Annotated in this window: 25 protein-coding genes; 12 read left to right on the top strand and 13 right to left on the bottom strand. The window is 62.2% G+C overall.

What is annotated here, in order from left to right; translation table 11 throughout:
• Nucleotides 1-200: 200 nt before the first annotated feature.
• Entirely contained in the window at nt 201-509 is a 309-nt protein-coding gene (locus tag ACODSO_RS24800; protein WP_489039332.1) for a phosphotransferase family protein, read from the bottom strand.
• Between the two features lie 32 nt (nt 510-541).
• On the bottom strand, nt 542-1048 hold the full coding sequence (locus ACODSO_RS24795; RefSeq protein ID WP_489039321.1) for a choline/ethanolamine kinase family protein: 507 nt from the start codon (nt 1046-1048) through the stop codon (nt 542-544).
• Nucleotides 1049-1636: 588 nt separating this feature from the next.
• Here ACODSO_RS24795 and ACODSO_RS24790 point away from each other — a divergent pair.
• Entirely contained in the window at nt 1637-2197 is a 561-nt protein-coding gene (locus ACODSO_RS24790) for a hypothetical protein (RefSeq protein WP_489039320.1), read from the top strand.
• A gap of 202 nt (nt 2198-2399) precedes the next feature.
• Here ACODSO_RS24790 and ACODSO_RS24785 read toward each other — a convergent pair whose 3' ends face one another.
• Nucleotides 2400-3362 (bottom strand): ABC transporter substrate-binding protein, encoded by a 963-nt coding sequence (locus ACODSO_RS24785; RefSeq protein WP_489039319.1) that lies wholly within the window; start codon nt 3360-3362, stop codon nt 2400-2402.
• 322 nt (nt 3363-3684) lie between these two features.
• On the opposite strand from ACODSO_RS24785, the gene ACODSO_RS24780 reads away from it, so the two are divergent.
• Entirely contained in the window at nt 3685-4698 is a 1014-nt protein-coding gene (locus tag ACODSO_RS24780; RefSeq protein WP_489039318.1) for a hypothetical protein, read from the top strand.
• Between the two features lie 8 nt (nt 4699-4706).
• On the opposite strand, the gene ACODSO_RS24775 is transcribed toward ACODSO_RS24780, so the two are convergent.
• The gene (locus ACODSO_RS24775) at nt 4707-5522 is read right to left on the bottom strand and encodes an arginase family protein (protein WP_489039316.1); all 816 of its coding nucleotides are present in this window, start codon (nt 5520-5522) and stop codon (nt 4707-4709) included.
• A 133-nt stretch (nt 5523-5655) separates the two neighbouring features.
• On the opposite strand from ACODSO_RS24775, the gene ACODSO_RS24770 reads away from it, so the two are divergent.
• The 3 genes from ACODSO_RS24770 to ACODSO_RS24760 all read left to right on the top strand — a co-directional run bounded on the left by ACODSO_RS24770 (nt 5656) and on the right by ACODSO_RS24760 (nt 7109).
• Complete coding sequence (locus ACODSO_RS24770) at nt 5656-6084, top strand: Lrp/AsnC family transcriptional regulator (protein ID WP_489039315.1); 429 nt, start codon at nt 5656-5658, stop codon at nt 6082-6084.
• Nucleotides 6085-6210: 126 nt separating this feature from the next.
• Entirely contained in the window at nt 6211-6717 is a 507-nt protein-coding gene (locus tag ACODSO_RS24765; RefSeq protein WP_489039314.1) for a DUF3558 family protein, read from the top strand.
• Nucleotides 6718-6728: 11 nt separating this feature from the next.
• On the top strand, nt 6729-7109 hold the full coding sequence (locus ACODSO_RS24760) for a hypothetical protein (protein WP_489039313.1): 381 nt from the start codon (nt 6729-6731) through the stop codon (nt 7107-7109).
• 22 nt (nt 7110-7131) lie between these two features.
• Here the strand turns inward: ACODSO_RS24760 and ACODSO_RS24755 are convergent, their stop codons facing one another.
• A complete protein-coding gene (locus tag ACODSO_RS24755; RefSeq protein ID WP_489039312.1) occupies nt 7132-8355 on the bottom strand; it encodes a type II toxin-antitoxin system HipA family toxin in 1224 nt (407 codons plus the stop codon).
• Nucleotides 8352-8612, bottom strand: coding sequence for a helix-turn-helix domain-containing protein (locus ACODSO_RS24750; protein ID WP_489039311.1), 261 nt, complete (start codon nt 8610-8612; stop codon nt 8352-8354). The genes ACODSO_RS24755 and ACODSO_RS24750 overlap by 4 nt, the downstream gene beginning before the upstream one ends.
• A gap of 301 nt (nt 8613-8913) precedes the next feature.
• Here ACODSO_RS24750 and ACODSO_RS24745 point away from each other — a divergent pair, with 301 nt between their 5' ends.
• From ACODSO_RS24745 to ACODSO_RS24735, 3 genes are all read left to right on the top strand, one after another.
• Nucleotides 8914-9432, top strand: a complete 519-nt coding sequence (locus ACODSO_RS24745; protein ID WP_489039310.1) for a DUF3558 family protein — start codon at nt 8914-8916, stop codon at nt 9430-9432.
• Nucleotides 9433-9441: 9 nt separating this feature from the next.
• Entirely contained in the window at nt 9442-9822 is a 381-nt protein-coding gene (locus ACODSO_RS24740) for a hypothetical protein (RefSeq protein ID WP_489039309.1), read from the top strand.
• 232 nt (nt 9823-10054) lie between these two features.
• Complete coding sequence (locus ACODSO_RS24735; RefSeq protein WP_489039308.1) at nt 10055-10942, top strand: alpha/beta fold hydrolase; 888 nt, start codon at nt 10055-10057, stop codon at nt 10940-10942.
• 3 nt (nt 10943-10945) lie between these two features.
• Here ACODSO_RS24735 and ACODSO_RS24730 read toward each other — a convergent pair whose 3' ends face one another.
• The 5 genes from ACODSO_RS24730 to ACODSO_RS24710 all read right to left on the bottom strand — a co-directional run bounded on the left by ACODSO_RS24730 (nt 10946) and on the right by ACODSO_RS24710 (nt 16212).
• Entirely contained in the window at nt 10946-11737 is a 792-nt protein-coding gene (locus ACODSO_RS24730; protein WP_489039307.1) for a hypothetical protein, read from the bottom strand.
• 68 nt (nt 11738-11805) lie between these two features.
• Nucleotides 11806-12207 (bottom strand): hypothetical protein, encoded by a 402-nt coding sequence (locus ACODSO_RS24725; RefSeq protein WP_489039306.1) that lies wholly within the window; start codon nt 12205-12207, stop codon nt 11806-11808.
• A gap of 447 nt (nt 12208-12654) precedes the next feature.
• On the bottom strand, nt 12655-14208 hold the full coding sequence (locus ACODSO_RS24720) for an SIR2 family protein (protein WP_489039305.1): 1554 nt from the start codon (nt 14206-14208) through the stop codon (nt 12655-12657).
• Nucleotides 14209-14314: 106 nt separating this feature from the next.
• Complete coding sequence (locus tag ACODSO_RS24715; RefSeq protein ID WP_489039303.1) at nt 14315-14968, bottom strand: response regulator; 654 nt, start codon at nt 14966-14968, stop codon at nt 14315-14317.
• Nucleotides 14969-15006: 38 nt separating this feature from the next.
• Complete coding sequence (locus tag ACODSO_RS24710) at nt 15007-16212, bottom strand: sensor histidine kinase (protein ID WP_489039302.1); 1206 nt, start codon at nt 16210-16212, stop codon at nt 15007-15009.
• A 164-nt stretch (nt 16213-16376) separates the two neighbouring features.
• Here ACODSO_RS24710 and ACODSO_RS24705 point away from each other — a divergent pair, with 164 nt between their 5' ends.
• From ACODSO_RS24705 to ACODSO_RS24695, 3 genes are all read left to right on the top strand, one after another.
• Nucleotides 16377-17000: a DUF4352 domain-containing protein gene (locus tag ACODSO_RS24705; protein ID WP_489039301.1), complete on the top strand. Its 624-nt coding sequence runs from the start codon at nt 16377-16379 to the stop codon at nt 16998-17000.
• Between the two features lie 79 nt (nt 17001-17079).
• Nucleotides 17080-17478 (top strand): hypothetical protein, encoded by a 399-nt coding sequence (locus ACODSO_RS24700; RefSeq protein ID WP_489039300.1) that lies wholly within the window; start codon nt 17080-17082, stop codon nt 17476-17478.
• 613 nt (nt 17479-18091) lie between these two features.
• A complete protein-coding gene (locus ACODSO_RS24695) occupies nt 18092-19405 on the top strand; it encodes a hypothetical protein (protein ID WP_489039299.1) in 1314 nt (437 codons plus the stop codon).
• A gap of 122 nt (nt 19406-19527) precedes the next feature.
• Here the strand turns inward: ACODSO_RS24695 and ACODSO_RS24690 are convergent, their stop codons facing one another.
• A complete protein-coding gene (locus ACODSO_RS24690; protein WP_489039331.1) occupies nt 19528-19602 on the bottom strand; it encodes a hypothetical protein in 75 nt (24 codons plus the stop codon).
• Between the two features lie 596 nt (nt 19603-20198).
• Nucleotides 20199-20828, bottom strand: coding sequence for a DUF2510 domain-containing protein (locus ACODSO_RS24685; protein WP_489039298.1), 630 nt, complete (start codon nt 20826-20828; stop codon nt 20199-20201).
• Nucleotides 20829-21064: 236 nt separating this feature from the next.
• Between ACODSO_RS24685 and ACODSO_RS24680 the strand changes: the two genes are divergently transcribed.
• A complete protein-coding gene (locus ACODSO_RS24680) occupies nt 21065-22810 on the top strand; it encodes a TerD family protein (protein WP_489039297.1) in 1746 nt (581 codons plus the stop codon).
• The last annotated feature ends 7 nt before the right edge of the window (nt 22811-22817 follow it).

Here is a 22817-nt window from a genome sequence, read left to right as displayed (position 1 = left end):
TTCGACCTGCCCTTTGGGAGGGGACGGTCGTAGTTCTTTCTGCCGCATTCCGGGTGGTCCGCTGTGGGCGTCTTCCTCTGAACGCATGTTCGCGATCCGGTTCGTTACACCCCCTCGCCCCAAAGTCGCCCATCTCGGATCGACATCATGATCCTCGCCCGCGCCAGCTTCCACGACCAATACTTGTGGTAGTCGAAGTCTCACGCTCCGCTGAGTTTGTGGTTCACACAGCCCCACAGTCCCCATTTGACCTCCGCAAGGAAGCTGCACACCTGGACTCGCGACACCATGGACCACTCCGCGCGACCGAAGAACTCCTCGATCAGTTCCATGATCTGCTGTTCGCCGTAGCACATTTCGGTGACTATGACGGCCAGCTCGTAAGCCCGATCGTTGTTCGACGCGAACTCGTAGTCCACCAACTTCATCGGCAATCCGTCGCCGATGAGGATGTTGCCGGGCATCGGGTCGTTATGACACGCAACCAGATCCAAACCCGACGCTAACATCGCTTGCTTCACCTGCCGGTACTCGGTCAGGATCACTCCGCGTCACGCGGCAGCCGCACACCCAACTCGGCAACCTGTTCGAGGTGCTCGTCGATTATTTCGAATATTGTCTTCGTGACGCTCAGCTTGCTGCCCGAATGCAGCGTCCGATACACATCGATCATCCCCAGCGGAATCTCCGGACGCTTCAGGTCACCGTTCGTGCACGCCCGATAGCCCTCCAAGAGCTCGATGACCTCGACACCGGTGATCGGATCTAACAGCACCACCTCCGGCCCGATCCCCAACGCGCCGGCACGGCGAGCTGCTTCGTTGGCCAAAGCGCGGTCGATGAACGAATCTGTTCCAGCGCCCGGGAGCTCCATGAAGTAGCGCTTGGACTTGCCTTCGACAGTGATGGGCCAGTTGCTGTTCGTCAGCCCGCCGGTGACTGGGAAGTAGGTGACGCTCAGCCCCGCCCACTCGGTGGCGGCAGCGAGAGCCTTCTCGACCTGACAGTTGGGCTCGGTGCGGGCAGATCCGACTGCTATGTCGTTCATGGTCACCTCAGAGGTTCCGTACTCGGTCGTCGAAATGCGGGTCGCGCAAACCAGCGCGTGCCCGAGGGAACTGCCAACCGGGAAACTTCGAATACTCGTGCGCCCCCCGGCTTCACTGCATCACAATACGATCTGACCAACGCCCGGCGCATCGAGTCCGCAATGCCATAAATCCGCGTCCGATCGAACAGTGCAGTATCGAACGACCCCCCACGCTATCTGGAACACCTCACGCGCATCCGAGTCGAACGGGCGGATCTTCGCCAACTACGCACCGAGGTCCTGCAGCAGGTCCATCAGTGCTGCGACATCCCAGTCGACGAGGCGCATGGTGCCGTCGTCGAGCACTAGGACGTTGGAGAAGTTGCCGTTGCCGTGTGGAGGGACCAGACCGCAGCCGGCTGACTGGATCCAGGCAATGTAGAGGGCAGATGATCTGGGCCCACGAACGCGGTGTCAAGTAGACGGTGCACTCAGTTGAACGACTGACAGTCGAATAGCGGACCACCGAACAGCGGACAGACAGCGCGGCTGTGGGTTCGTATATTGAACCCACCGAACGTCGATAAATTATCTGGAGATGCCCCAATGCGCAGGAAACTCACATCGTCGCTGCTTGCGTTGACCGGCGCAGCGACCCTGTTTATGTCCGTAGGCGCGACGGCGCACGCTGGACCGATCGTCGATCTGGGTTCTGGCGCAGTCGAACTGCCCATCCCCGATATCGGTGGCATTGTGTCAGGTAGCGCAGGTGGCGTGCTGAACTCCGTTGCTCCGCTACTCGGATCTGCCGACGCGCCGGGCACGGTCCCGGGGTTCCCTTCCGTTCCGTTGCCCGCTGGTCCACCGGCAGATGACCGCGTCGTCGGCGGTTGGTATGGGACGTGGACCGTCTCCGATGGGACCTATCCGGCGGTACTCAACATCAGCCAGGCGAACCCACTGCGCGCAAACATCGACATCCCGGGCCGACCGTGCAACGCAGACTGGACCGAGGAAAGCCGAAGCGGCGCAGTAGTCGTCGTGCGAGCTACCGTGCGATCGGGTAGCTGCAGTAGCAACACGTGGCTCATGACCCTCACCGAGAACTCGATATACGCAACCGATGCGCAGGGATACACCGCGTCGGTCGAATTTCGTAGAGGCTGAGCTTCGGTCAACCGACTGAGGTGGAGCTCGGCGGCCGGCCAGGCGACCGACTGGTTCCAGTGCGGGGACGGGGTGCCAGATCTCGACCGTCGGCTACCACATCGGACACGCCGAGACGTTGTTTGGGCCGGATGGCTGGCGAGCCCAGCTCCGTGATCGATCGACCCGTGTGACCAGAAGCCAGGCCGCTGAACAACCAGGTCTACCCGAGCGCGTCTGCGATTCTCGGCGCGAGATTGTCGATCGCGTAGGGGATCGACAGGACCGAGTTGTAGGTGATTGCACCGCGCTGATCGATAGTCGCGGGAACGATTGCTCCGTCGCGCCCAGCCTTGGTGTTCGCGAAAGCCGGGTTCTCGGCGACGATGTCGAAGTTCTCGTTCGGGCCGAGCACGAGCATGACGTCGGCATCGAGCAGGTTCACGTTCTCCGCCGACACTTCCACGTAGAAGGTGTCACTGGTATCCCGGCTGGTGACCTCATCGGGGATCGTGAAGCCCAGCCCGGTCAGGAACTGCCCGCGGCCATCTCCAGGGAGGAATCCGGCGTAGACGCCGTCGTAGGACATCACGGCGACGCCCGTCTTACCCGCGAACTCGGGGTATTTCGCGACGGTGTCCGCGATCAGCCGGTCGGTCTGTGCGTTGAGTTCCGCACCTTGTTCAGGGACACCGAGGGCGGTAGCGATAGTGTCCGTCGCTTGGGCGCGGGGGACCGCGTAGGCAGCAGTTCCTTGCGGCCGGGCAATAGTGGGCGCGATTTCGCTGAGCTTGCCGTACATCTGCTCGTCGAACCCCGCGGCGAGCCCGAGGATCAGATCAGGGGCCAGGCCGGCGATCTGCTCGAGATTCGGCTCGGAATCTGACTGGATGCGGGTGAGTTCGGCGTCGCCGACCAGTCCTTCGGCCCACGGCCCTAATCCTGTCTCGTAGAAGGCGAATCCGGTGTTGCCGACGGGAACCTGCCCGAGCGCCAAGACGACATCGGCGTCGGAAACGCCCAGGGCGACGATTCGTTCGGGCTTCTCCGGCACGGTGGTGCTGCCGAATACGTGCTCGATGGTGACGGGGAAAGCACCCGTCGCTTCAGAGGTGTCCGATGAACCTGCATCCGCACCCGAGCATCCCGCCGTTAGCATCATGCCGACCAGCAGTACACCGAACATCTTCGAACTTTTCCGCACCGCGTTCTCCACCTTCGTAGCTGTAGGTAGGCAAACCTAACCTGACGGTCTGGGTTTTGTAAACGCGTCCTCGACGGACCGACCGCCGCTGCGCACGCTGGGCGACCGAGAATGGAGTTGCCAGCGAGACAGGTCAGTGGCGTAGCTGACATCCGGTCGACGTTGTGTAGGCGGTGTGCGCTGTCCTCCGCGTGCATCTGGACCCACTGAGGTTCCCATTCCCACTGACTCGCCTGAAGATCTGTGCCATATTGACCTCCACTCTCCGTATCGGAGCGGGGACCACCTCTGAGGACCGGTTGCCATGGGTGTCAGCCCAGGTTTTCGTATTGTCGTCGCGGCAGCCGCCGTCGTCATGGCCGTCGGTTGTTCGAGCAATGATTTGACCGGCTCGACGGGAGATGATGCCCAATCGTCGAGTGCTGCTCCTGCCTCGAACCCGGGTTTGGTCTTCGACGGAACGTACGACGCCGTTCAGGTTCCAGAGGACCGTCCGGACGTCCCGCCGACGCCACCCGAGTATCGGACAACAACGTTGTCCGTGAAGTCATTCTGCGCCAACGATTCCGGACCGTGCGTGGCCTCGGCTCTGCTCGCGTACCCCAACGTTGTTCCGGCGCCCGCACCACAGCCGCTGGTCTTGGATTACGTCGACGGTCAGTGGATCTACAACCTGCCGTCCGCGGGAACCTGCACCACACTCGACGGAGTAGCTCTCCAGGCGCCGCAATGGCAGGTGGCTGCATTCGAGCAACCGGACGGAGTCGAGGACGGGTCGCTGATAGCGGGGATCGGAACGACGCACGCCGGGCCGCCGTGCGCGAATGACTACGCCATCACCTACACATTCACGCGCACTGGGCCGCTCGATCCCGCGATGAACGTCCCGCCACCAGATGGGGTGCCGGGGCTCGTCGAAGCCGCAGGTTCCGCGCTGTCCGGTACGTATGACTTTGCTTTCGCGCCGTTGTCGGCGACCGATGGGTTGTCTGTCGCGGCACTGAACGAGACCGGGAGATACACGAGCTCATGCACCCGAACGGGCGAGCAATGTGTTTCGTTGTTCGACGCCGAATCCGACGTGTTGCCGATGCTCGAATGGTCCGGGGGAGCGTGGTCGTCGGACGCAACGTACGCGTCAGCCGCATGTGCGAACGGGACTGGTGAGCAGCAGACCACGATTCGTGCGTCATTCACGAACGACGATCCTGGTGCCACACCGGCGCAAGCTCTGACAGGTGAAGTGCGAAAAATCTACAGCGGCGATTGCCCCGGTGAGGTCGCGTGGACGGTCACTGCGACGCGCACGGGTGACTGACGGGCCGGTCAACCGTGCGCCAGAAGTAACGGCTCTAGAGCGTCGACGATCTTCCGAGCTGGCCTGTACGAGTGGGGATCCGCGTCGTCGACTTCGAGTTCAGCGATTTCGACTCCGACTACCTCGCTGTGTGCGAGCACTGCGGCGCACGCATTCAACTGCGCAAGCGTCATTCCGAATGGCACCTGATAGTCGGTCGGCACTGTTCCCGGATCCAGTACGTCACAGTCGATGTGGACGTAGACGGGTCTGCCGGCGACCACGCGCCGGAGCTCCTCTGTCATATTCGACCCGACTGGGACTAGGGCGACGGATCCGCTATCGACGAGCTCTTGCTCGGCCGCGTCGAGATCTCTTGTCCCGACGAGAATCGCGTTGGAGTTCGCGAGCCCTGCTCCGAGCCCCGAGTCCCACATCCCCAGAGGCCCGGACAATGCGAGGCCGCCGAGATAGCCGGTCTCCGTCATCAGCGGTGTATTGAGATCTGCATGTGCGTCGAACCAGACTACGACCGCATCCGGCCGGTGCTTCGCAACCACAGGCACAGTCGCTAGAGCGACAGCGCAACGGCTGAGGGCGGTGACCGGTGTTGCGCCCCTGCTGAGCAGATCGTCGTAGTGCTCTGCCATCGTCCGAAGCTCTGGAGCGGCGAGGCGTAGTTCCTCGTCCCACGTTGTGGGGTGCCGTGACGCTCGCTGGCCGATCACTGTGGCGCTGACCGACAGTCGCTTCTCGAGCACTTTCGCGAGTAGCGGGGTCGCGGCCATTGCACGGTCGTTGTAGTCGCCGACTCGTCCGGCAAAGTGCGTTAGTGCGACGGTCACGGGGTCTCCTCGAACGAATGCGGATTGGGATCGACTCAACCGTAGATAGCAGCGATGTGGTCCTGCAATCGACGTGGTGTCGGCAATGTGCTGCCATTTCGAGCAGATTGATGTGTCCAGTTAGGCTTTCTGCATGATCGATGATCTCGACAGGCGCCTTCTTTCACTCCTGAGGGCTCAGGCCAGAACGCCGGTGGCTGTGCTTGCCCGCGAGCTTGGAGTCAACCGGTCGACGGTGACAACGCGGATCGATGCGTTGACGCGGTCGGGGGTGATCGAATCGTTCACGATCCGGCTCAGCGACGAGATCGACCGTGATGCAATTCGTGCGATCACGCTCGTGCTCAGTGATCCGCAGGCGGGCCAGGACATCGTCCGTGCGGTGCGGGGATTCCCGGAGGTAGAACGGCTGCATTCCACCCTCGGGGCATGGGATCTGGTGGTGCAGCTCAGGGCGCCGTCGATGGCGGAATTCGATGCGGCCCTGGAGCGGATACGCGCCATTCCTGGCGTCCGGGATACGCAGACCAGCCTGCTCATGAACTCGCTCACCGGGCATTGAGGAAGCGATTCGACCTGAACCAGTCCATCCGTGGCGGGCGAACTGGGCCAGGTCTCGTCGGTCCAACGGAACCAACTGGCGTCCGTCGGCGTCTAACCTATTGATCGACGTGATCGAGGGGGTCGGATGCGCAAACGGGTGGCGACGCTTGTCGCTGTGGCGACGATGCTTGCAGGGTGCGGCGGTGGAGTCGAGGGGAGTCCGGTCGCGGCTGAGCGTTGGGATCCGTGCAGCATCCCGGATGAGGCAATCGCCGCGACGGGCCTCGATCCTGCAACCAAGGACGAGGGCTGGGGTGAGGGGATCGAGGTCGACGACTGGGCCCTGTGCACGTACAAAGCTGCGGCGTACTACCTCACGGTCAAGTCATCGTCGACTCGAACGATCGACGAGGTCCGTGAGAACTCGTCCAACCTCGAGGGACGCGATGTTCAAGTAGGTGAGCGCGACACTTACCAGTACAAGACGAGTGTTGGCAGGTTCGGCCGAACCTGCAATGTTGCGGTGGGTATGCGTCCAGGAGTCATAGTCTTTTCAGTAATCGATATGGCTGACCTTGATGGGGATCGCCTGTGTGAGTTGGTCATTCAGCACACGAACGAATTGCAAGACGCGCTACCGAATGCGAAGTAGAGGAGACGTCGATGGCAGATCCAGAAGTTCCGTTGACATACTGGCAGGCACTTGCCGTTGCCGCAGACCAAGGGCACCTGTATTTGAATCCGGAGGCCGCGGCGGCCTGTAGCAGCGCGTGCGACGCCTATATTTCGAACCTGCGGGACTCGAAGGCCAAAGCGGTGGGTCTGGCAGAGATCGACGGGTATGGCGATTTCGCGTCCGGCCAAGCGTTGAGGAAGATATTCGCAGAAAAGGCAGTCGGCGGTAAGAACAACATGGTCGACGTATTGCAAAGCCACATCGACGTCGTCGAAGAGATGAAGGTCGTTTTCGGTAAATTCTTCGCCGCAACCGAGGCCGCTGACGACACCAACGCCACTGACCTGAAGTCTCAGGGGCCGAAATAGCCCGAAAACACACCAGCACGTTTCACGACAACTCCGCGCACCGATCATCCAACATCTGTCTCAACCGCCGCGTCGACTTCTCGTCGAATCCGACCTCATGTATGCCATCGATCCCGTCTCGCACTCCCCGGCACACGTCGTCGAGCAGTTTTCGCGTTGCCCGTTCCGGCATGCCCAGCCGAGTGGCTGACTCGACAAAATGCTCCCGAGTCCATCGATTCGCGCGCCCATAGAAGTTCAGGGCCATGGGGTCGTTCCAGGATGCGTACGGCTGCGTGCACAGTAGGTCGTATGCAGGTGTTACCGACCACATTCCGCGACCGTTCTGGTGTATCGAATAGTTCTTGCCATGCAGGTCACTGTTGCCGATCGCATACGAATATGCCGTCAACCGCAGCAGTTCGGCGGTTGCTTGACGAGCCGATCCTCCTCTCCGTTCGACAGTGTCGGCGAGCAGCGCAATCACCGACTCGGTCTCCATTCGGTACTTCGATGCGGGATACTTGCCAGACACCTGGCACGCGTCTTCCTGCGCCAGCCGAACTGCACCGCTGCGGTCGAAACGGGCGACCAGCAAACCGCTGACTCCATTGTTATCGACGATGATGCGGTGATGGGGTACTTCAATTCCGCATCGACGTGCGAGATCCATGAAGTAGCTCTCGTTTTCGACCAGAAGCGGAAGACGCGTGGGTGGCGCAAGTTTCAGAATGGCCGGACCCGCCGTCGTCGAAACCGGGGTCGAATACAGCTGCGCCGACACCTTTCCTTGCACACCCGGCAGGGCGGCCGCATCCTGATCCACGGACTCACCGGTGGACAGGGAGTCGAACAGTCGATGAAGATCGGGAACCGGGCTCCTCGCATCGAATGCAGGCGACATCGATGACGGGAGTTCGTCTCGGGGAACCACGCGAACATCTCCGATCGTGTCCGCGCCGACTGCAAGCAAGAGTGTGAAGTGATCGTCCTCCGAGGTCTTGGTTGCCGTCACCACCCCGGTCAAACGAACGCCTTCGGGTAGTAGGCCCGCGAAGAAGGGCGGGACGCTGCCTCCTGATGCCGACGTTTCGGATGTCGACTTGGGTATCGACCATGCGAGGTCGGGTGCAGCGGGGAGCGCGAGGTACTCATCGCTGTAACTGAAGACGACATCGTTGCCGCGACGTGTCAGGGTGCCGGCGACCAGGTCGCCCTTGTATACGTCGGCTGCGTCGACGAGGCGCAATTCGGAAGTGAGAATCATGGCGAATCCAGCGGTGGCACAGTCATTCCCGCGCGTGTCGTTAGAGAGATCTCGCAACCCAGTGCGTCCGCGACAGCCACCGCACCGTCGAGTTGCACCGAGTCCTTTCCGCCTTCGAGGGCTTGGACCGTCGAGCGACCCACGCAAGCGAGTAGTGCTAGCTCTGCTTGTGTCAGCCGCAATTGGTGTCGGCGCGCGACGAAGGCGTCGGCCAGACCGCTGGAGCGCTTCCGGGTTCTTCTTCGAGGCTCGGCCATCATCTACCCCTTGTGCTTGCGTTAGCATGCATATCCGACCCTACTGTGCCAAGTCGTCACTGAAAGCTCTTATGCTTGTTATTCAAAGCATAAGTCGTCAAGAGGGTGTCCAGTCGGGGTGAACTGACTTCTATGCCTGCAATTGGATGCATAGCGGGCTTAGTGCCAGTCAAGAATTTGCCGTCGTCGGGCGCGATGGAGACCGTGCTCTTAGCACCATTTGCGCCCCCACAAAATCCAAAGGAACCGGCGGACGTTCGTCGGCGTCTAACCTATTGATCGACGTGATCGAGGGGGTCCGATGCGTAAACGGGTGGCGACGCTTGTCGCTGTGGCGACGATGCTTACAGGATGCAGTGACGGGGTCGACGGGAGTCCGGTCGCGGCTGAGCGCTGGGATCCGTGCAGCATCCCCGACGAGGCAATTCAGGCGACAGGTCTCGATCCTGCGACCAAGGACGAGGGCTGGGGTAAGGGAATAGTCGTCGACGACTGGGCGAGATGCGAGTTCCTGCTGCCAGGTGGCAGCGAGGCCTACGCGCTGAGTGTCAAGTCGTCTATCGATCACACGATCGCCGAGGCTCGTGCGAAACCCGCCAATCGCGAGGGTCGCGATCTTGTGGTGGGTGGGCGTGACGCGTATTTGTACAAGACCGAGTTCGGTGCCGCAATCAGGGATTGCAACATCGCGCTCGACGTGCCTCGGGGAGTCGTGGTGTTCACAGTGCTCTACCAAGAAGACGATGGCGCGGACGCGTGCGAGATAGGGCTCGAACACGTCAATGATCTGGAAAGTGCGGTTCCGGCCGCACCCAAGTAGGAGGTCGCGATGGGTAAACCAGGTGAACCGGCGACATACTGGCAGGCGCTCGCCGTGGCCGCCGATCAAGGACAGCTGTACCTCAACCCCGAGGCGGCGCGGGCTTGCAGCGCGGCGTGTGACGATTACATCAAGAAGTTGCTAGATCATCAGCGAAATGCACGGGAGCTGGCCAACACCCGGGGTTGGGGTGATTTCGATTCAGGCTTACAACTTCAAGACATTTTCGCCAAGAAAGCCGTGGGCGGAGAGAACAACATGTTCGACGTCCTCCAGAGCCATATCGACGTCGTCAAGGAGATGAAGGTGGTCTTCGGCAAGTTCTTCGCTGCGACGGAAGCCGCTGACGAAGTCAACGCCGCCGACCTCCAGTCCCAGGGGCCGAAGTAGCAGAAGCCGCAGAGCCGCTTCGTCGTCGAAATGGTGGCGCAACAGTGCTCGCCGTCATCTGTTGTATTGCAGAACGTTCGAGTTCCAATTTTGCGCAGTCGGCCGTCCCTGATTGATACGACGTGATGGTTATTGACTGCGAACGACTCGGCTGTGGTGAACACTCTCCCTTGACCGGTTCTCACGAAGCAGAAGGCTTGGCTGACCGGCGCAGTAGCGAAAGGGAGACACCATGTCTGTCATCGTCCAGGCCGCCGACGGCCGCAGCCTCGAGGTGCTCCAAGCGGGGCCGGAGGACGGGTTCCCGCTCGTCTACCATCACGGCACTCCGCAGGGCGCGGTTCCGTTCCCGACCCTGGAGCGCGCCGCGGCGGAGAACGGGCTCCGAACCATCTCCTACTCGCGCCCCGGATACGGTGCCTCCTCGCCGCGCCCGGACGGGGCCACAAGGGCGCAGGTGGCCGACGACGCGGCAGACACCGCGACCGTGCTCGACCACCTCGGAGTCGGCGACTTCCTGACGATCGGGTGGTCCGGCGGTGGTCCGCGCGCGCTGGCGTGCGCAGCGCTGCTGCCCGACCGGTGCCTGGCGGCCGCCTGCTGCGTCGGCATCGCTCCGGCCGATCAGTACGACGGCGACATCCGGGACGGCATGGCAGAAGAGAATGTCGAGGAGTACACGGCGGTGTTCGACGGAGTCGACGCGCTGGAGGCGTTCCTGGATATCCGCAAAGGGTTCTTCGGCGTCACCGCGAATCAGGTTGCGGAGGGATTGGGTGCGCTGGCACCGCCTGTGGACCGCGCCGCGTTGACCGATGAGCTGGCCGAGTACCTCGCCTCCTCTGTCAACGCGGCCGGCCGTCAGGGCATCGTCGGATGGCGCGACGACGACCTGACCCATACGCGTCCCTGGGGATTCGACCTGAAAGAGATTCGAGTGCCGGTCGCGGTATGGCAAGGCAGTCTGGACACGATGGTGCCGTTTGCGCACGCGGAGTGGCTGGCCGCGAACGTCGCTGGGACGCAGTCTCATCTGGTCGAGGGAGAAGGGCATATTTCCCTCATACAGAAGGCCCCTGCGATCCTTGCGGACCTCCGTCGGCTCGGCGGCCTGGACTGAAACTCAGGCGATGGGTGGGTGGCTCCGAAAGAGGAGCGGACGGAAGACAGTGACCGCAAATCCTACGAACACAACTGCGACGACGGTCAGTACGACGACTTGACCGACCGAGGCGGTCGGATCCGAGCGGGCCACCATGACCGCAGCCATAGCCGCCACGGACGGCGGAACCAGAGCAAACCAGCCGAGCACCGCATAGAGCGCTTTCTGGGCAGACCGTGCTCCGCGGAAGAGTGACACCGCGGTGACGACGGTTGCTGGAACCACGAGACCGAGGTCGAGCAGAACGATGGACCAGAAGAATGTGCGCGCATCTGCGAATTCGGCCGGCATCGCACCGCCGAAGATGGGGTCGAGGTATCGCGACACTATGAACGCTGCCAGCGCAAGCAGGACTACGCCGTAGACGCGTTGTCTGGTCGGTGTCGTATCCGGCAACGAAGCAGTGTCGGTGATCATCCAGGCCCAGGCGGCGAGAACGACACTCAACGCGAACACTCCGAGGTCGAACAACACAACCGCGTTGAACGTCGCATACTCCGGGCCGAGCGCGTATTGAGCGAACATGTACGCGGTGTAGGCCGCTGGGCCGAACGCCAGAGGACCAGCGGCGCGGTGACCGCGCAGAGCCAGCACTCCGGCGGCAATGCTCAGCGGGGTGACCAGGACGAGGGTGACTATCTCGAGGCCGATCAGCTGGTTCTGCAAAGTGCTCGAGATCGGATAGTCGAAGACTTCGATGCCGAGTGGTCCGAGAAACGAATTCGATACCAACAGAACAGCCAGGACAAACATCCCGGTTCCGAATGCGGCGTGCACACTCGTCGGCGACTGATCTTCGGGTCTATCAAGCGTTTTGGGCGTCACGGCAGGCCGCGTTGTTCCGCAGTGCCGGTGTGGTCGGCCGTTCGAGTCCACCAGATCACTGCGACCCCGGTAACGAGGTAGATCACCTGCAGGAAGTGAAACGCCCGAATGGATGCGATCTCGGCAACTATCCACACGATCATGGTCACCCCGGACAGAATGCTGGCCAGCTGCCAGCCCGCAATCCGTTTGATCATCGCCGACGCCGCGAACAGCGAGCTACCTCCCACGATCGCGAGCAGAATGACGCCGGGGAAGTAGAGACTGGTGAAGTCTGTGTGCTCGACCCACGTGGGTTGTTCGGGGATCAAGCTGGTCATCAGCGCAATCCCCCCGCCGACCGCCGACACCCCATTGAAAAGTAGCAATCCGAGAACGAATTTGCTGACTCTGTTCATGCCTGGAAGCCTATGCCCGGCGCGCGTGAATTGTCGGCCTCCCGACTTCCGCAACGCCGCCAACTTGCCCCCCGATTACCACCCCGGACTCGGTGGCTCCTCCTGGAACGGAACTGCGAACTCACGCCTGTAACTCCGTGTAGCCGTCGAACGAGACAGGCTGGAATCTACACATCACAGTTGCCGAACCTTGCTGAAAACGAACTCGCGCCGACGTCCGTGGCGGAGCTTCGGAACCTTCAAGTTGCGACCCAGCATCACAACGGGGGCCACCTGCATGGTCGCCTCGCGTGCCTGTCGTAGCTACGGGAGTGGGGCATTGGTCCTTCGACAGAAGACCGGGCGCGATGTGCGCTGCGCTGCAATCCTTTTTGCGCACCCGAGCCGATGGCAAATCGCCTGAGCAGGTCGAAGTGCGCATGCGGGTCACGTATTCGACGCTTCCCGCTATCGATGTTTCTCGCTATTCGGCGTGTGCCCGAGTTCGGAGATCACCGTGCTGAGCGCCGTCCAACGACTCTTCTTTACTGTCGACAGCCCGTTGATTGCACCGGCGACTTCCCTGAGTGTGCGGGCGAGACCCTGTTCGTCGTCGGCGAGGAGCTCGGCGTACCTGGGGTCCAAGAGGTAACGAGATTGTTCGCTCGCGTGCATGGCGACTCTGTCGAGCAGAACTTCGAGATCGCGAGCGGCGATCCTGTCAGTCGGGGCCGTTGATGCAGGGATGAAGTCGAAGTCGCCCTTCCACAAGGCGCTTCGGATCGCATCGGGCCTCAAAGTGATGACTGTCCCGAGAACTCTTTCCTGGTCGTACCTGGCATTCATTGCCAGCACCTCGTGCGCTAACCGGAGCACGTTGTCATCGGTCATCGACGCGCCGATGACAACAAGATGACCGGTGGACATGAGTGACTGCACAATCGAACCCAGAGGGCGACGCTCCGCGTCGTACAGCACGAAATCGCGCCGACTGAGCACGATGCTGTCCGGATCTTCGACGTCGCCGTGCATCTTGAGAAGCCACGGCTGATCGGCCACAACGTCGCCACGCGGAAGAACGGAGATCGATGCGGATCGGTGGGCTGCATTGAATGCGTCCTCGTACAACGAGTCGTAGTTCGTTGTGACGACCTTGGCGACGTTGAGCGATGCCAACAGACAATGCGAGAGCGTCGGCTTCTTGACACCGACCGATTTGATCAGCTGCGAGACGCTGTGCCCCAACGCTTTCGATGGACTCGAATTCGCGAGCAGCTGTGCCTGATCGAGCACTCCGAGTTCTGAGAACACCTCGGGATCGAGATCGGGAAGGAGCGTGTTCTTGAGCTGGCCGAGCAGGTTGTCCCATGTCGGCAGGCCGGCGGAAATGCTGACACCTGCGCCGAGAAGTAGTGCGACGTCACCGCCTGCGATGAGCTCGGCCAGCCGTTTGGCTTCATCACGTCCTTCGTTCGATGCAGCCTTGCGTATGGACTGGAACGCTGCATAGTCGGCCGCATTTTCGACCACGAACACGACGTCGAAGTTCGAATGCGCGACGAAGTCCATTGCCGTCGAATGAAGAGCGCGGATCACCTCCCCTCGGACTCCCTCGTACCCACCCTGACCCACGCCTAAAGTGGGAAGAGCAACGAGAGGACGAACCCGTCCATCACCGAGGCTGTGCAATGCGAGTTCGGCCGCGATTCGGTCGAACGCGGCCCTGAGACCGTCGACCAGCCAGTTGACCGATCGATGCCCGTCGTGAGCCACGTTCAGCAGCCACGCGGGGCCGTGATTCGAGTCGGTGGGGAAGAGCCGGACTCGATCGTCTGACGCGCCGGCCGGTGCCGTGCGGTCCTCGACACCGAGAACCGAGAACCACGTGTACCGCGGGCGAAAGCTCGAGCTAGTGGGAACAATGACCGCATCGCACGCAATGGACTCGAGAAGACCGCGAACCACGAACACATGTCCGGGCAGCGTGCTCGTTGTGGGCTGGTCGGCAACCGGTGCGGTCACATGGCTCCTCGTGCAGATCGATACGGGCAGAGGGAAGGTACCAACAAGAAGCGAGGTAGGTGGACAAGGAATTCGAGTGGCGGTCAACCATTGTGGCTCGGCTCGCTCACGTGACCATTCCTGCCCGAAAGGCAGCCAGGGCCGCCTCGACTCGATTGCGTACACCGAGCTTGACGAAGATCCCGGAGATGTGGGTCTTCACCGTCGTCTCGCTGAGATACAGCTCGGAGGAGATGTCCGCATTGGTCGAACCAGTAGCCAGAATGCACAGCACATCTCGCTCCCGCGGGCTCAACACGTCCATCGACACCGATGTCGGGGTCATTGACAACACCGACGTTGCCACAATTTTTCGCAGCGAGTCCTCGCTGAACAGCGTGTTGCCGGATGCCACTGCTCGCACCGACTGATGGAACGTCTCGGGCGCCTCGCTCTTGCTCAGGAAGCTGTGGGCCCCCGCCTCGATGGCCCGTACCACCAGATCGTCCACATCCATCGCCGTCATCGCAATGACCTTGGGTGGATGGGCCAGCGCCATCAATTCGCGAGTGGAATCCAACCCGCCGACCCGTCGCATCTGAAGATCCATCAGTACTACGTGCGGCCGGAACGCCGTCACCGCAGCCGGCACCTGGTCGCCGTCGTCTACGTCGGCCACCACCGAGATGTCCGGGGTCTTCGCGAAGATGTCGGTCACCCCACGCCGAACGAAGGGGTCGTCGTCGACGATCAGAACGGTGATCACGGCTGGCGATGTCATGGTTCGCTGAGCTTAGAACGTGACTCCGACAATGCCCGTCAGGAGTACCACGGCAACCAGCACGACACCACGAACTCGTCCGCCTGCGCGCCGGTAGCGAACGTGCCGCCCACCGCGCGGACCTGTTCGGCCAATCCTGCCAACCCTGTACCCGACCCATGCGCAAACGCCGGTTGTCCCATCAGCTGGTTGCGCACTTCCACGCGAACGCCCGCCTGATCGGACCCGTACACCGCCACCCGAATGGTCGAACCGGTGGCATGCTTCTGAGCATTGGTGAGCGATTCCTGCACTACCCGATACGCCACATGGCTGCTCGCAGCACCGATCTCACCGGGCGTCACGTCGAGCATCAGCGACGTGTGCAAGCCCGCGTCCAGCGCCGAGTGCACCAGATCGGAGATGCCCTCGACGCTCTGCCGACCACCGCCCGCGTTATCGGCCGATCCGCGTAGCACGCCGATGATGCGCTTGAGTTCATCGAGTGCATCGTGCGCGGTCTGCCTGATCAACGACGCTGTTTGGGCTACCTTCTCGGGTCCATCGGCGCTGTTGACCTGCATTCCGCCTGCGAACAAGGAGATGCGGCTGAGGCTGGCGGCGAGGGTGTCGTGCATGTCGCGGGCGATGCGGGCACGTTCCGCGGTCAGCAGCATCTCCTCACGGAGTGCGTTGGACTCGACCGTCACTTTGTCTCGCGTGACCACGGCCTCCGTCAGGTCGGACCGCGTGCGGCGCAGCACTGCTCCACCCACGACCAACCCGACCAGTACCGCCGCGACCACCCACGGAATCCACGCCGCGACGTCCCACTCGATCGGCGTCGACCCATCCTCGGTCTTCGTCGAGCCGAGGGTCAGAACGGAGTAGTACCGACTGCGATGCGCGTCGTACGTCAACGACACCCCGCACGCGACGTACACCGCGATGGCAGCCGCCACCAGAGGCTTGGTGTGCGCGAACGCGCCGAGGGCAAACAGTGCAATCAACGCTGCTGTCGCATCGGTGGCAAAGAACAGCGGCCCGGCCAACGCCAGTCCCAGAACGGTCCATGGCCGCTCATGTCGCCAGATCAACGCGACGCCCGCGACCAGGTTGAGCGCGACGCCGATGCCCAGGTTCCACCCCGGCGTCCCCGACGCGCCCGCCAGCCCGGCGGTCATGATCGAGCAGAACAAGCTGAACGCCACCGCCGCCGCAGTCCAGGCCTTGCGGCGCAGGGTGCCTGTCCGGTGCGTGCTCACGAACAGCAGCGTACGGCCGAGCACCGACATGGCGGATCGCCCGGTCGGCCCACATCACCGTCCGTATGCGACCGAAAGGAGGAAGTTCACCGTCCGATCTGCCGAGGCGCGGACACGGCCGACTGCGGTGTTGTTGACGCATCGCCGAACGGAAGGAATCCGACATGACCACTCACAATCCGAACCCCCAGCCGCAGTACGCCCCGCCCGCTCCCGAGCAGAAGAGGAATTGGTTGGCCCGACACAAGATCTTGACCGTCATCCTGGCGATCGTCGTGCTGGGTGTTCTCATCCGGCTTGTCGGTGGCGGTTCTTCGGAGACCCCGCCGACTCCCGCGCCGGCCGGGTCCTCGGTGTCGGAGGAAGCGGCTCCGGCGGCACCGGCCGAGTCGACGCAACCGGGGATCGGCGTCCCGGTGCGCGACGGCAAGTTCGAGTTCGTGGTCACCGCCGTCGCACCACCCGTCGCGACCGTCGGTTCGGAGTACTTGACGCAGACCGCTCAGGGCGAGTTCGTTCAGGTGGCAATCTCCGTCCGCAACATCGGTGATCGAGCGCAGAGCTTGGACGCGTCCTCTCAAAAATTGCTCGACGCCGACGGCAAGCAGTACTTGGTTGACAGTGTCGCGACCGCCTACCTCGACGAGGGCATCGGATACGAACAGATCAACCCGGGCAACGCGCTGGACACGACCGTCGTGTTCGACGTCCCCGTCGGGACCGTGCCTGCCGAGATCGAGCTGCACGATTCGGCGTTCTCGGGTGGCACGACGGTCGCCCTCCGGTGATCGACGCGAACAGCTCTATCGGTACTTCCACATCCATCGCACTCATTGCCGTGTCGTCTGCGTCCTTCAGGAGAAGAACATGACCAACTCGCAGCTGTCCGTCGTCGCCGCACTGCCCGACCGGTCCGGCTCGGTGCATTCCATCTCCGACGATATCCGCGGCGGATTCGACACGTTCATCATCAAGGAGCGTGAGGCCGACGGTCGGACAATGGTCACGCTCGCACAGTTCGACGACCGGTACGAGCTGGTCTACGACAGCACGCCCATCGAGGGCGCCAACCCGCTCGTGCTCGACCCGCGGTGCCGGGCTATCCGCCATATCGGAGGACGAGCGCCCCGGCTCAGCGACGGTTCGCGTGATGACCGACGGTCACGAGAACGCGAGCCGGGAATGGACGAATTCTGCTGCGCGGAAGCTGATCACGGCAGGCGAATGAATACAGCTGGGACGTCGTGTTCCTGTGATCGAACATAGACGCCGTGGAGGTAGGTGCCGATCTGTTCTTTCAGCGGGACACGTCGATGACGTATGTCTCGACGTCGGTCGGCGTGACAGCAGCCTTCGATTCGGTGACGTATTTACCAGGAGCCGAAGCGGTCGGTCGTTCTGGCGCGCCTCCGGTGTTGGCTTTCTCTCTCCCCCCCGGCAAACGGCAGTCGAGTGCTTCCGCTGTTGAGCAAACGATGGGGAAGGCGCACGGCGCGTGGTCATTCGGTCGAATGAATCTGCAAGCTGCAATGAAACATTCCGACCTTCCGGTCCAATACCCAATAAGCACCACTTCGACCAGAGCCCTCAGGAACTGCCAGTCGGAGAACTTCGAATACTCCTGCGCGCCAGGCACAACGGTGCCCAAGCTCGAGTACATCGGACCCGACCAGGAGTCCAGGCCCGTCGACCATTCGGTGGATCTGTTCGGGGCGGATCGGACGAGGCTGAACGTGCGGACCAGCTCGTTGGTGAGTGCGTCGCTGACCCAAGCTGCGTGCCTCCCGGGGGCCTCCGGCCCCAGTGGCACGGTTGAGTTTCCCCTGGTGCGCATTTCCGTGCCACCGGAAGTCCTGCGAACGGCGGACTGTGCCCGACGATGAGCGCCGCTAATGTTCCGTGCATGTCCCGGATAGTGCTCAGTGTCGTGGCAGCAGCGATGTTCGCTCTTGTCTCCTGCTCGTCCGACCAACCGGTGGAGGTTCCCAATTCAATCGTCGGGTTCGAAGGTCGGTCGACTTCCGATGCTCCGGCACCGCCGGCCACTCCAGCGCCGACGCCGACGTTGGTCGATCCAGCCGGGTTCCTGTACGAATCAGGTGGAACCAGCGGCTACTACTTCACGACGCCCAGCGGGTTGTGGCGCTGCGCGATCCTGGCGGACAGCGCGCAGGGCGGTTCGGACAACCAGATGGCCGGCTGCCAACCGAAGACAAGTAAGGACATGCCGGTCGAAGCGGCGCCGCTCGTCGAGCAGTTCGGGTCCGGCGCGTTGGGTGCGCCGAACGCAATCCTGGTGAACAGGTCGGATGATGCGCGTTTCGCGAGCCTGAGCCAGGCGCTGTTCTGGCGGATGGACGAGACCACACCGGTGCTGGGGTACGGACAGACACTGTCGGCGAACGGATTCTCCTGCAACGTCCAGGAGTCTGGTGTCTCGTGCGGCTCGGATAGTTCCGGCAGGGGATTCCAGTTTTCGACGGGCGGTTACCGATTCGAGTACGTCGAAGCACTGGGGGCGCCCACTGCCGCTGCTCCGAGCGTGAGCGCAGAGCCGGTTTTGGGGCGAGTGTGGGGTCCGGACCAGAAGGGATACGGCGAGGTCCGGCCCGCTGACATCTACAACGGAGGCAGTCTGTCCGGGCTCGTCGAGAACATCGTCTGGCAGGACTGGGGTGGGGCACAGGCCACGGGTACAGGAGTCGCGCGCAACGTCGACCAGTCGTCGGGAGTCGCCAATGCGCCGATCGAACCCGTCACGATCGTCGGATTCGATCTCGGCGATTGTGAACGCACGTTCATGTACCGGTCGGTGGTGTGGTTCTTCCCGGACAATGGCGAGACGTTCGAGTCCGCGAAAGATATGTCCACCAAACCATGTGAGGAGAACGCATATACCGACCCCAATTCGGGAAGCTCAGGTCGAGGCACCTGCGGGGTTGTGACGGCGGCGGACGGAATTCCGCGAGATGTGCTGGTATCGAAGGGAAGTGTCTCGTGCCCCGAGGCGATGACCGTGATGAATGCGACGTACCTCACGTTGTACGACAAGCCGCTCGAGATTATGGAGTACGCCGAGTGGTACTGCTCGATCAATCCCGCCGGTGAGATCCTGTTCAGCTGCGGCGACGGTAACCAGGAAGCAAGTTCCCTGGTGGTCATCTATCGATCGATGGACGACCCCTACAGGTGACGCTTCGGATCATGACCCGTTGACGACATTCCCCGTGAACGCCAAACAGGGATAAATATTGCATCGAACCACCCTGCCAAGTTAACTGCAGCAGTGACCACCGACCTTCGGGGTCTCCGGCGCTAGATCGAGGGCATCGGATTGCCGTCGAAGAAGCCCGTTGGCTTGAGGTGAAGGCTCACGTGGCTGACCGGCATGACCGGCCAATCGTCGGGCCGCGGTGGCCCGTGGGGAACGAGGCGTGGGTGACATCGGAGACGCCCATCCGTAGGGGGCGACGGCGGAGATCAGAGCCAGAGCTGCGGCGATCCTGTTGATCAACATCCTGGTCCGCTCCCGTCCGTCGACTGTGCTACCGACGGTAGGGGTAGACCATTTCTGGGTGTCGAGCCTCGTGTGAGGGGTGTATTGCTCAGTGCGAGGGGCAGGGTTGCGGTACTGCGACTACGGCGGAACGGCTGTGTACACGGACGGTTCGTACGTCGTGAACGACCCCGCCTGTGTAGACACGTCGTCCCTGCCGCGAGTGGATATCCGTACAACGAGGCCGAGGGCCCTAATGGTGACGGCGTCGTCAAAGGGTACGAACGTTGTGGACTCCTGTGCGGAGACGAGCCCACCGGCGGAGAGACATTCAAGCCCAACATGGGTGCGAACAGGGCTACACCACCGGCCCGCAATGCGATTGATGCCCAAGAGGTGTCCAGCTGATGCTGTGAACGGGCGGTCGGAACCGCGCCAATGTCCAGGCGGGTGGGTGAGTTGTCAGTCCTTCACCACAGGATCATCTCGATTACGGCGCGCCAAGACCGTAGGTAAACGAGCCTGTTGTCCAATTCATCGTGGAGTTGTACTTGAACCCGCTCATGGTGCCGTCGCCGTTGTCCGTGGTTGCGGCAAAACATTCGAACACAGTCGTGGTCGCGGTGAGGTCGTCGGTCGAACCACCGCTCACTGGTGAGCATGAGACCGAGATGATCGGTCCGTCGACGATGCCCTTCTGAACGTGGTCTTCGGCCATCTTCTTGACACTGCCTTCGACCTCAAGCACCGAAATCGATCTCGAGAGGCGCTCTGCGTCGTCGGACTTCTCTTTGGCTGCGGCAGCGGCCGTGATTCGGTCCGACTCTTGCTGAGCCGCTTGATCTGCAGCATCCTGCGCCAACTGTTGAGCAGCTAGTTGTTCGGACTCCACGTTGGAGTCGTGAACCACTTTGGCGGTAGTTCCCCCGATGGCCAATACGAGCAACACCCCGGCTGCGATCAGAACAAGCTTCTTGGACGGCCGCCACCTCGGAGGCTCAGCGATCGAAGGTGCTGACGGCTCGGGCAGATCCAGCCAAGTAGAGCCGTTCCAGTACCGTTGGCGGCCGTCTGGCGTCGGATACCAACCGGGCTGGGCGGACCGTGATTCATCAGGCATTTCGCCATCCGTTCGTAGCATGCTCTGCGTCGACAGCAGAAGTGCGCCGACCAGTTTGCCCCTTCAATTATCTACGGAGAAGCTCGACTAAATCACCAGTTTCATTCATCCGACTGAATGAACTTCGACCAGGGACCCGGGCGTTGTCCGCGAACGGCCGTGGATCTGGTGGACGCTCGCGAATGATCCTGCATGGTGATCCTGAGCCGTGCCTATATCGTCGGGAGTACAGATTCATGCGCAATGCAACTGCGGTCAAGGATGACCGCTGGGTCGTCGTCGATGTGGAGACGTCGGGGTTGAAGGCCAGCCGTGACCGCGTGCTCAGCATCGCCGCACTGACGATCGACGAGAACGGGACGGTCGGACGCGAACTCTCGACGCTGGTGAACCCCGGTTGCGATCCCGGTCCGGTGTACATCCACAATCTCACCCCGGAACGGCTGGCAGGTGCGCCGAAGTTCGAGGATGTTGCCCCGCAATTGATGGAGATGCTCGACGGTCGCACCATGGTCGCGCACAACGCGAGCTTCGACCATGGGTTCTTGAAGTTGGAGGCCATGCGTGCCGGCTTGGACATGCCGACCAAACAGCGACTGTGCACGGTCGCGTTGTCGCGCCGACTGCAACTCGACCTCCCGAACCACAAGCTGGCAACGCTGGCCGCTCATTGGAAGGTGCTGCAGTCCAACGCCCACGATGCGTACGACGACGCTGTCGTGGTGTCGCAGATCTTCACCCACAGCTCCCGCCTCGCTCGATCCTTGGATCTACCGCTGCCGGTGACCATGTGTACCGAGCGGTTGACGCTATATCCCGACTCTGTCCCGCGTACCGACTGCAAATGGCAGAATCCTGGCCGGTTCGAATCGTCCTCGGGTTTGGTCCAGGGAATGCGCGTCGTGATCAGCGGGGAGACGAATGTGCCCCGGCTGCAGCTGGCTTCCCGCCTTACGCACGCCGGACTCGATGTCATGAACTCGGTGAGTCGCTACACGAGCCTGGTGGTGTGCTCCGACCCGGTTTCGGACAGCTCCAAGGTGCGCCGCGCTCGATCGCACGGACTGGAGGTGGTGAGCGAGACGGAGCTCCTCGAACTTCTCCACACCGTCCGCCCTGGGACGCCCAAGATCGCGCGGGCAACGGTCGTCGTTGCGGCGCGGGTCCCGATATCTTCGTCGACCGGCAAGCCGTGGCAGAATCGCCGCGTTCTGGTGATGGGCGGTTCGCATGCCGAATCAGTCCTGATGCGGTCGCGGTTGATACAGCTCGGCGCGACGCCGGCTGTCAACCTGAGCGCAGGCGTGACGGACGTCCTGGTGCTCACCGGCGGTGATGGTGATCCCCGGATGCCGCGCGTCGCCGAACGTGGACTCGCTGTTCTCACACCACTCCAGGTCGACAGCGCCCTGAATGTCGAACAACCAGCCGTTGTGAGCCTTGTCGGACCGAGGATCGCGCCGTTGGTTCCGCGCGGGGGCGTAGTCGATCTCGCTCCGTCCGCGACGTCGTTGTCCGTCAACGCATCGTGGAGAGTCAGTGATACTGGATCCACCGCCGTCGACGTCGTTGCGTTCCTGCTCAACAGCGACGAAATCGTTTCGAGCGACGAGGATTTCGTTTTCTTCAACGCGCCGGCCACATCGGACGGCGCAGTTGCGTTGACTATCGACGGAGATAGCGAGCAAGGCATCCGGATCGATCTCACCTCCGTGCCGTCGGACTGTGATCGGATTGTGGTCGCGGCAGCCATCGACGGGGATAGCACGTTCGGCGATATCGGGGCAGTGTCCATCGCTCTCGACGGGACGGAATCTCCTATCGCCGCTGCGGTTCTGGACGCTGCGACGACCGAGCGGTCGATGCTCCTCGCCGAGATCTACCGTCGGGGAGCGGGATGGCGGTTCCGCGCAATCGGGCAGGGATACGACGACGGGTTGGCTGAACTCGCTGCGCGCTACGGCGTAGAGGTGGACGAGTAACGCCAGC

This window comes from Rhodococcus sp. FG69 (assembly GCF_057808915.1).
This window is presented reverse-complemented; position numbering and strand designations above follow the sequence as displayed.

Coding starts and splice junctions, on each gene's coding strand:
- ACODSO_RS24760 (WP_489039313.1), top strand. CDS start 6,729: ATGGCAGATCCAGAAGTTCCGTTGACATACTGGCAGGCACTTGCCGTT.
- ACODSO_RS24790 (WP_489039320.1), top strand. CDS start 1,637: ATGCGCAGGAAACTCACATCGTCGCTGCTTGCGTTGACCGGCGCAGCG.
- ACODSO_RS24745 (WP_489039310.1), top strand. CDS start 8,914: ATGCGTAAACGGGTGGCGACGCTTGTCGCTGTGGCGACGATGCTTACA.
- ACODSO_RS24785 (WP_489039319.1), bottom strand. CDS start 3,362: ATGTTCGGTGTACTGCTGGTCGGCATGATGCTAACGGCGGGATGCTCG.
- ACODSO_RS24730 (WP_489039307.1), bottom strand. CDS start 11,737: ATGTTTGTCCTGGCTGTTCTGTTGGTATCGAATTCGTTTCTCGGACCA.
- ACODSO_RS24700 (WP_489039300.1), top strand. CDS start 17,080: ATGACCAACTCGCAGCTGTCCGTCGTCGCCGCACTGCCCGACCGGTCC.
- ACODSO_RS24680 (WP_489039297.1), top strand. CDS start 21,065: ATGCGCAATGCAACTGCGGTCAAGGATGACCGCTGGGTCGTCGTCGAT.
- ACODSO_RS24755 (WP_489039312.1), bottom strand. CDS start 8,355: ATGATTCTCACTTCCGAATTGCGCCTCGTCGACGCAGCCGACGTATAC.
- ACODSO_RS24795 (WP_489039321.1), bottom strand. CDS start 1,048: ATGAACGACATAGCAGTCGGATCTGCCCGCACCGAGCCCAACTGTCAG.
- ACODSO_RS24770 (WP_489039315.1), top strand. CDS start 5,656: ATGATCGATGATCTCGACAGGCGCCTTCTTTCACTCCTGAGGGCTCAG.
- ACODSO_RS24695 (WP_489039299.1), top strand. CDS start 18,092: ATGAGCGCCGCTAATGTTCCGTGCATGTCCCGGATAGTGCTCAGTGTC.
- ACODSO_RS24765 (WP_489039314.1), top strand. CDS start 6,211: ATGCGCAAACGGGTGGCGACGCTTGTCGCTGTGGCGACGATGCTTGCA.
- ACODSO_RS24715 (WP_489039303.1), bottom strand. CDS start 14,968: ATGACATCGCCAGCCGTGATCACCGTTCTGATCGTCGACGACGACCCC.
- ACODSO_RS24705 (WP_489039301.1), top strand. CDS start 16,377: ATGACCACTCACAATCCGAACCCCCAGCCGCAGTACGCCCCGCCCGCT.
- ACODSO_RS24735 (WP_489039308.1), top strand. CDS start 10,055: ATGTCTGTCATCGTCCAGGCCGCCGACGGCCGCAGCCTCGAGGTGCTC.
- ACODSO_RS24800 (WP_489039332.1), bottom strand. CDS start 509: ATGTTAGCGTCGGGTTTGGATCTGGTTGCGTGTCATAACGACCCGATG.
- ACODSO_RS24780 (WP_489039318.1), top strand. CDS start 3,685: ATGGGTGTCAGCCCAGGTTTTCGTATTGTCGTCGCGGCAGCCGCCGTC.
- ACODSO_RS24750 (WP_489039311.1), bottom strand. CDS start 8,612: ATGGCCGAGCCTCGAAGAAGAACCCGGAAGCGCTCCAGCGGTCTGGCC.
- ACODSO_RS24740 (WP_489039309.1), top strand. CDS start 9,442: ATGGGTAAACCAGGTGAACCGGCGACATACTGGCAGGCGCTCGCCGTG.
- ACODSO_RS24685 (WP_489039298.1), bottom strand. CDS start 20,828: ATGCCTGATGAATCACGGTCCGCCCAGCCCGGTTGGTATCCGACGCCA.
- ACODSO_RS24725 (WP_489039306.1), bottom strand. CDS start 12,207: ATGAACAGAGTCAGCAAATTCGTTCTCGGATTGCTACTTTTCAATGGG.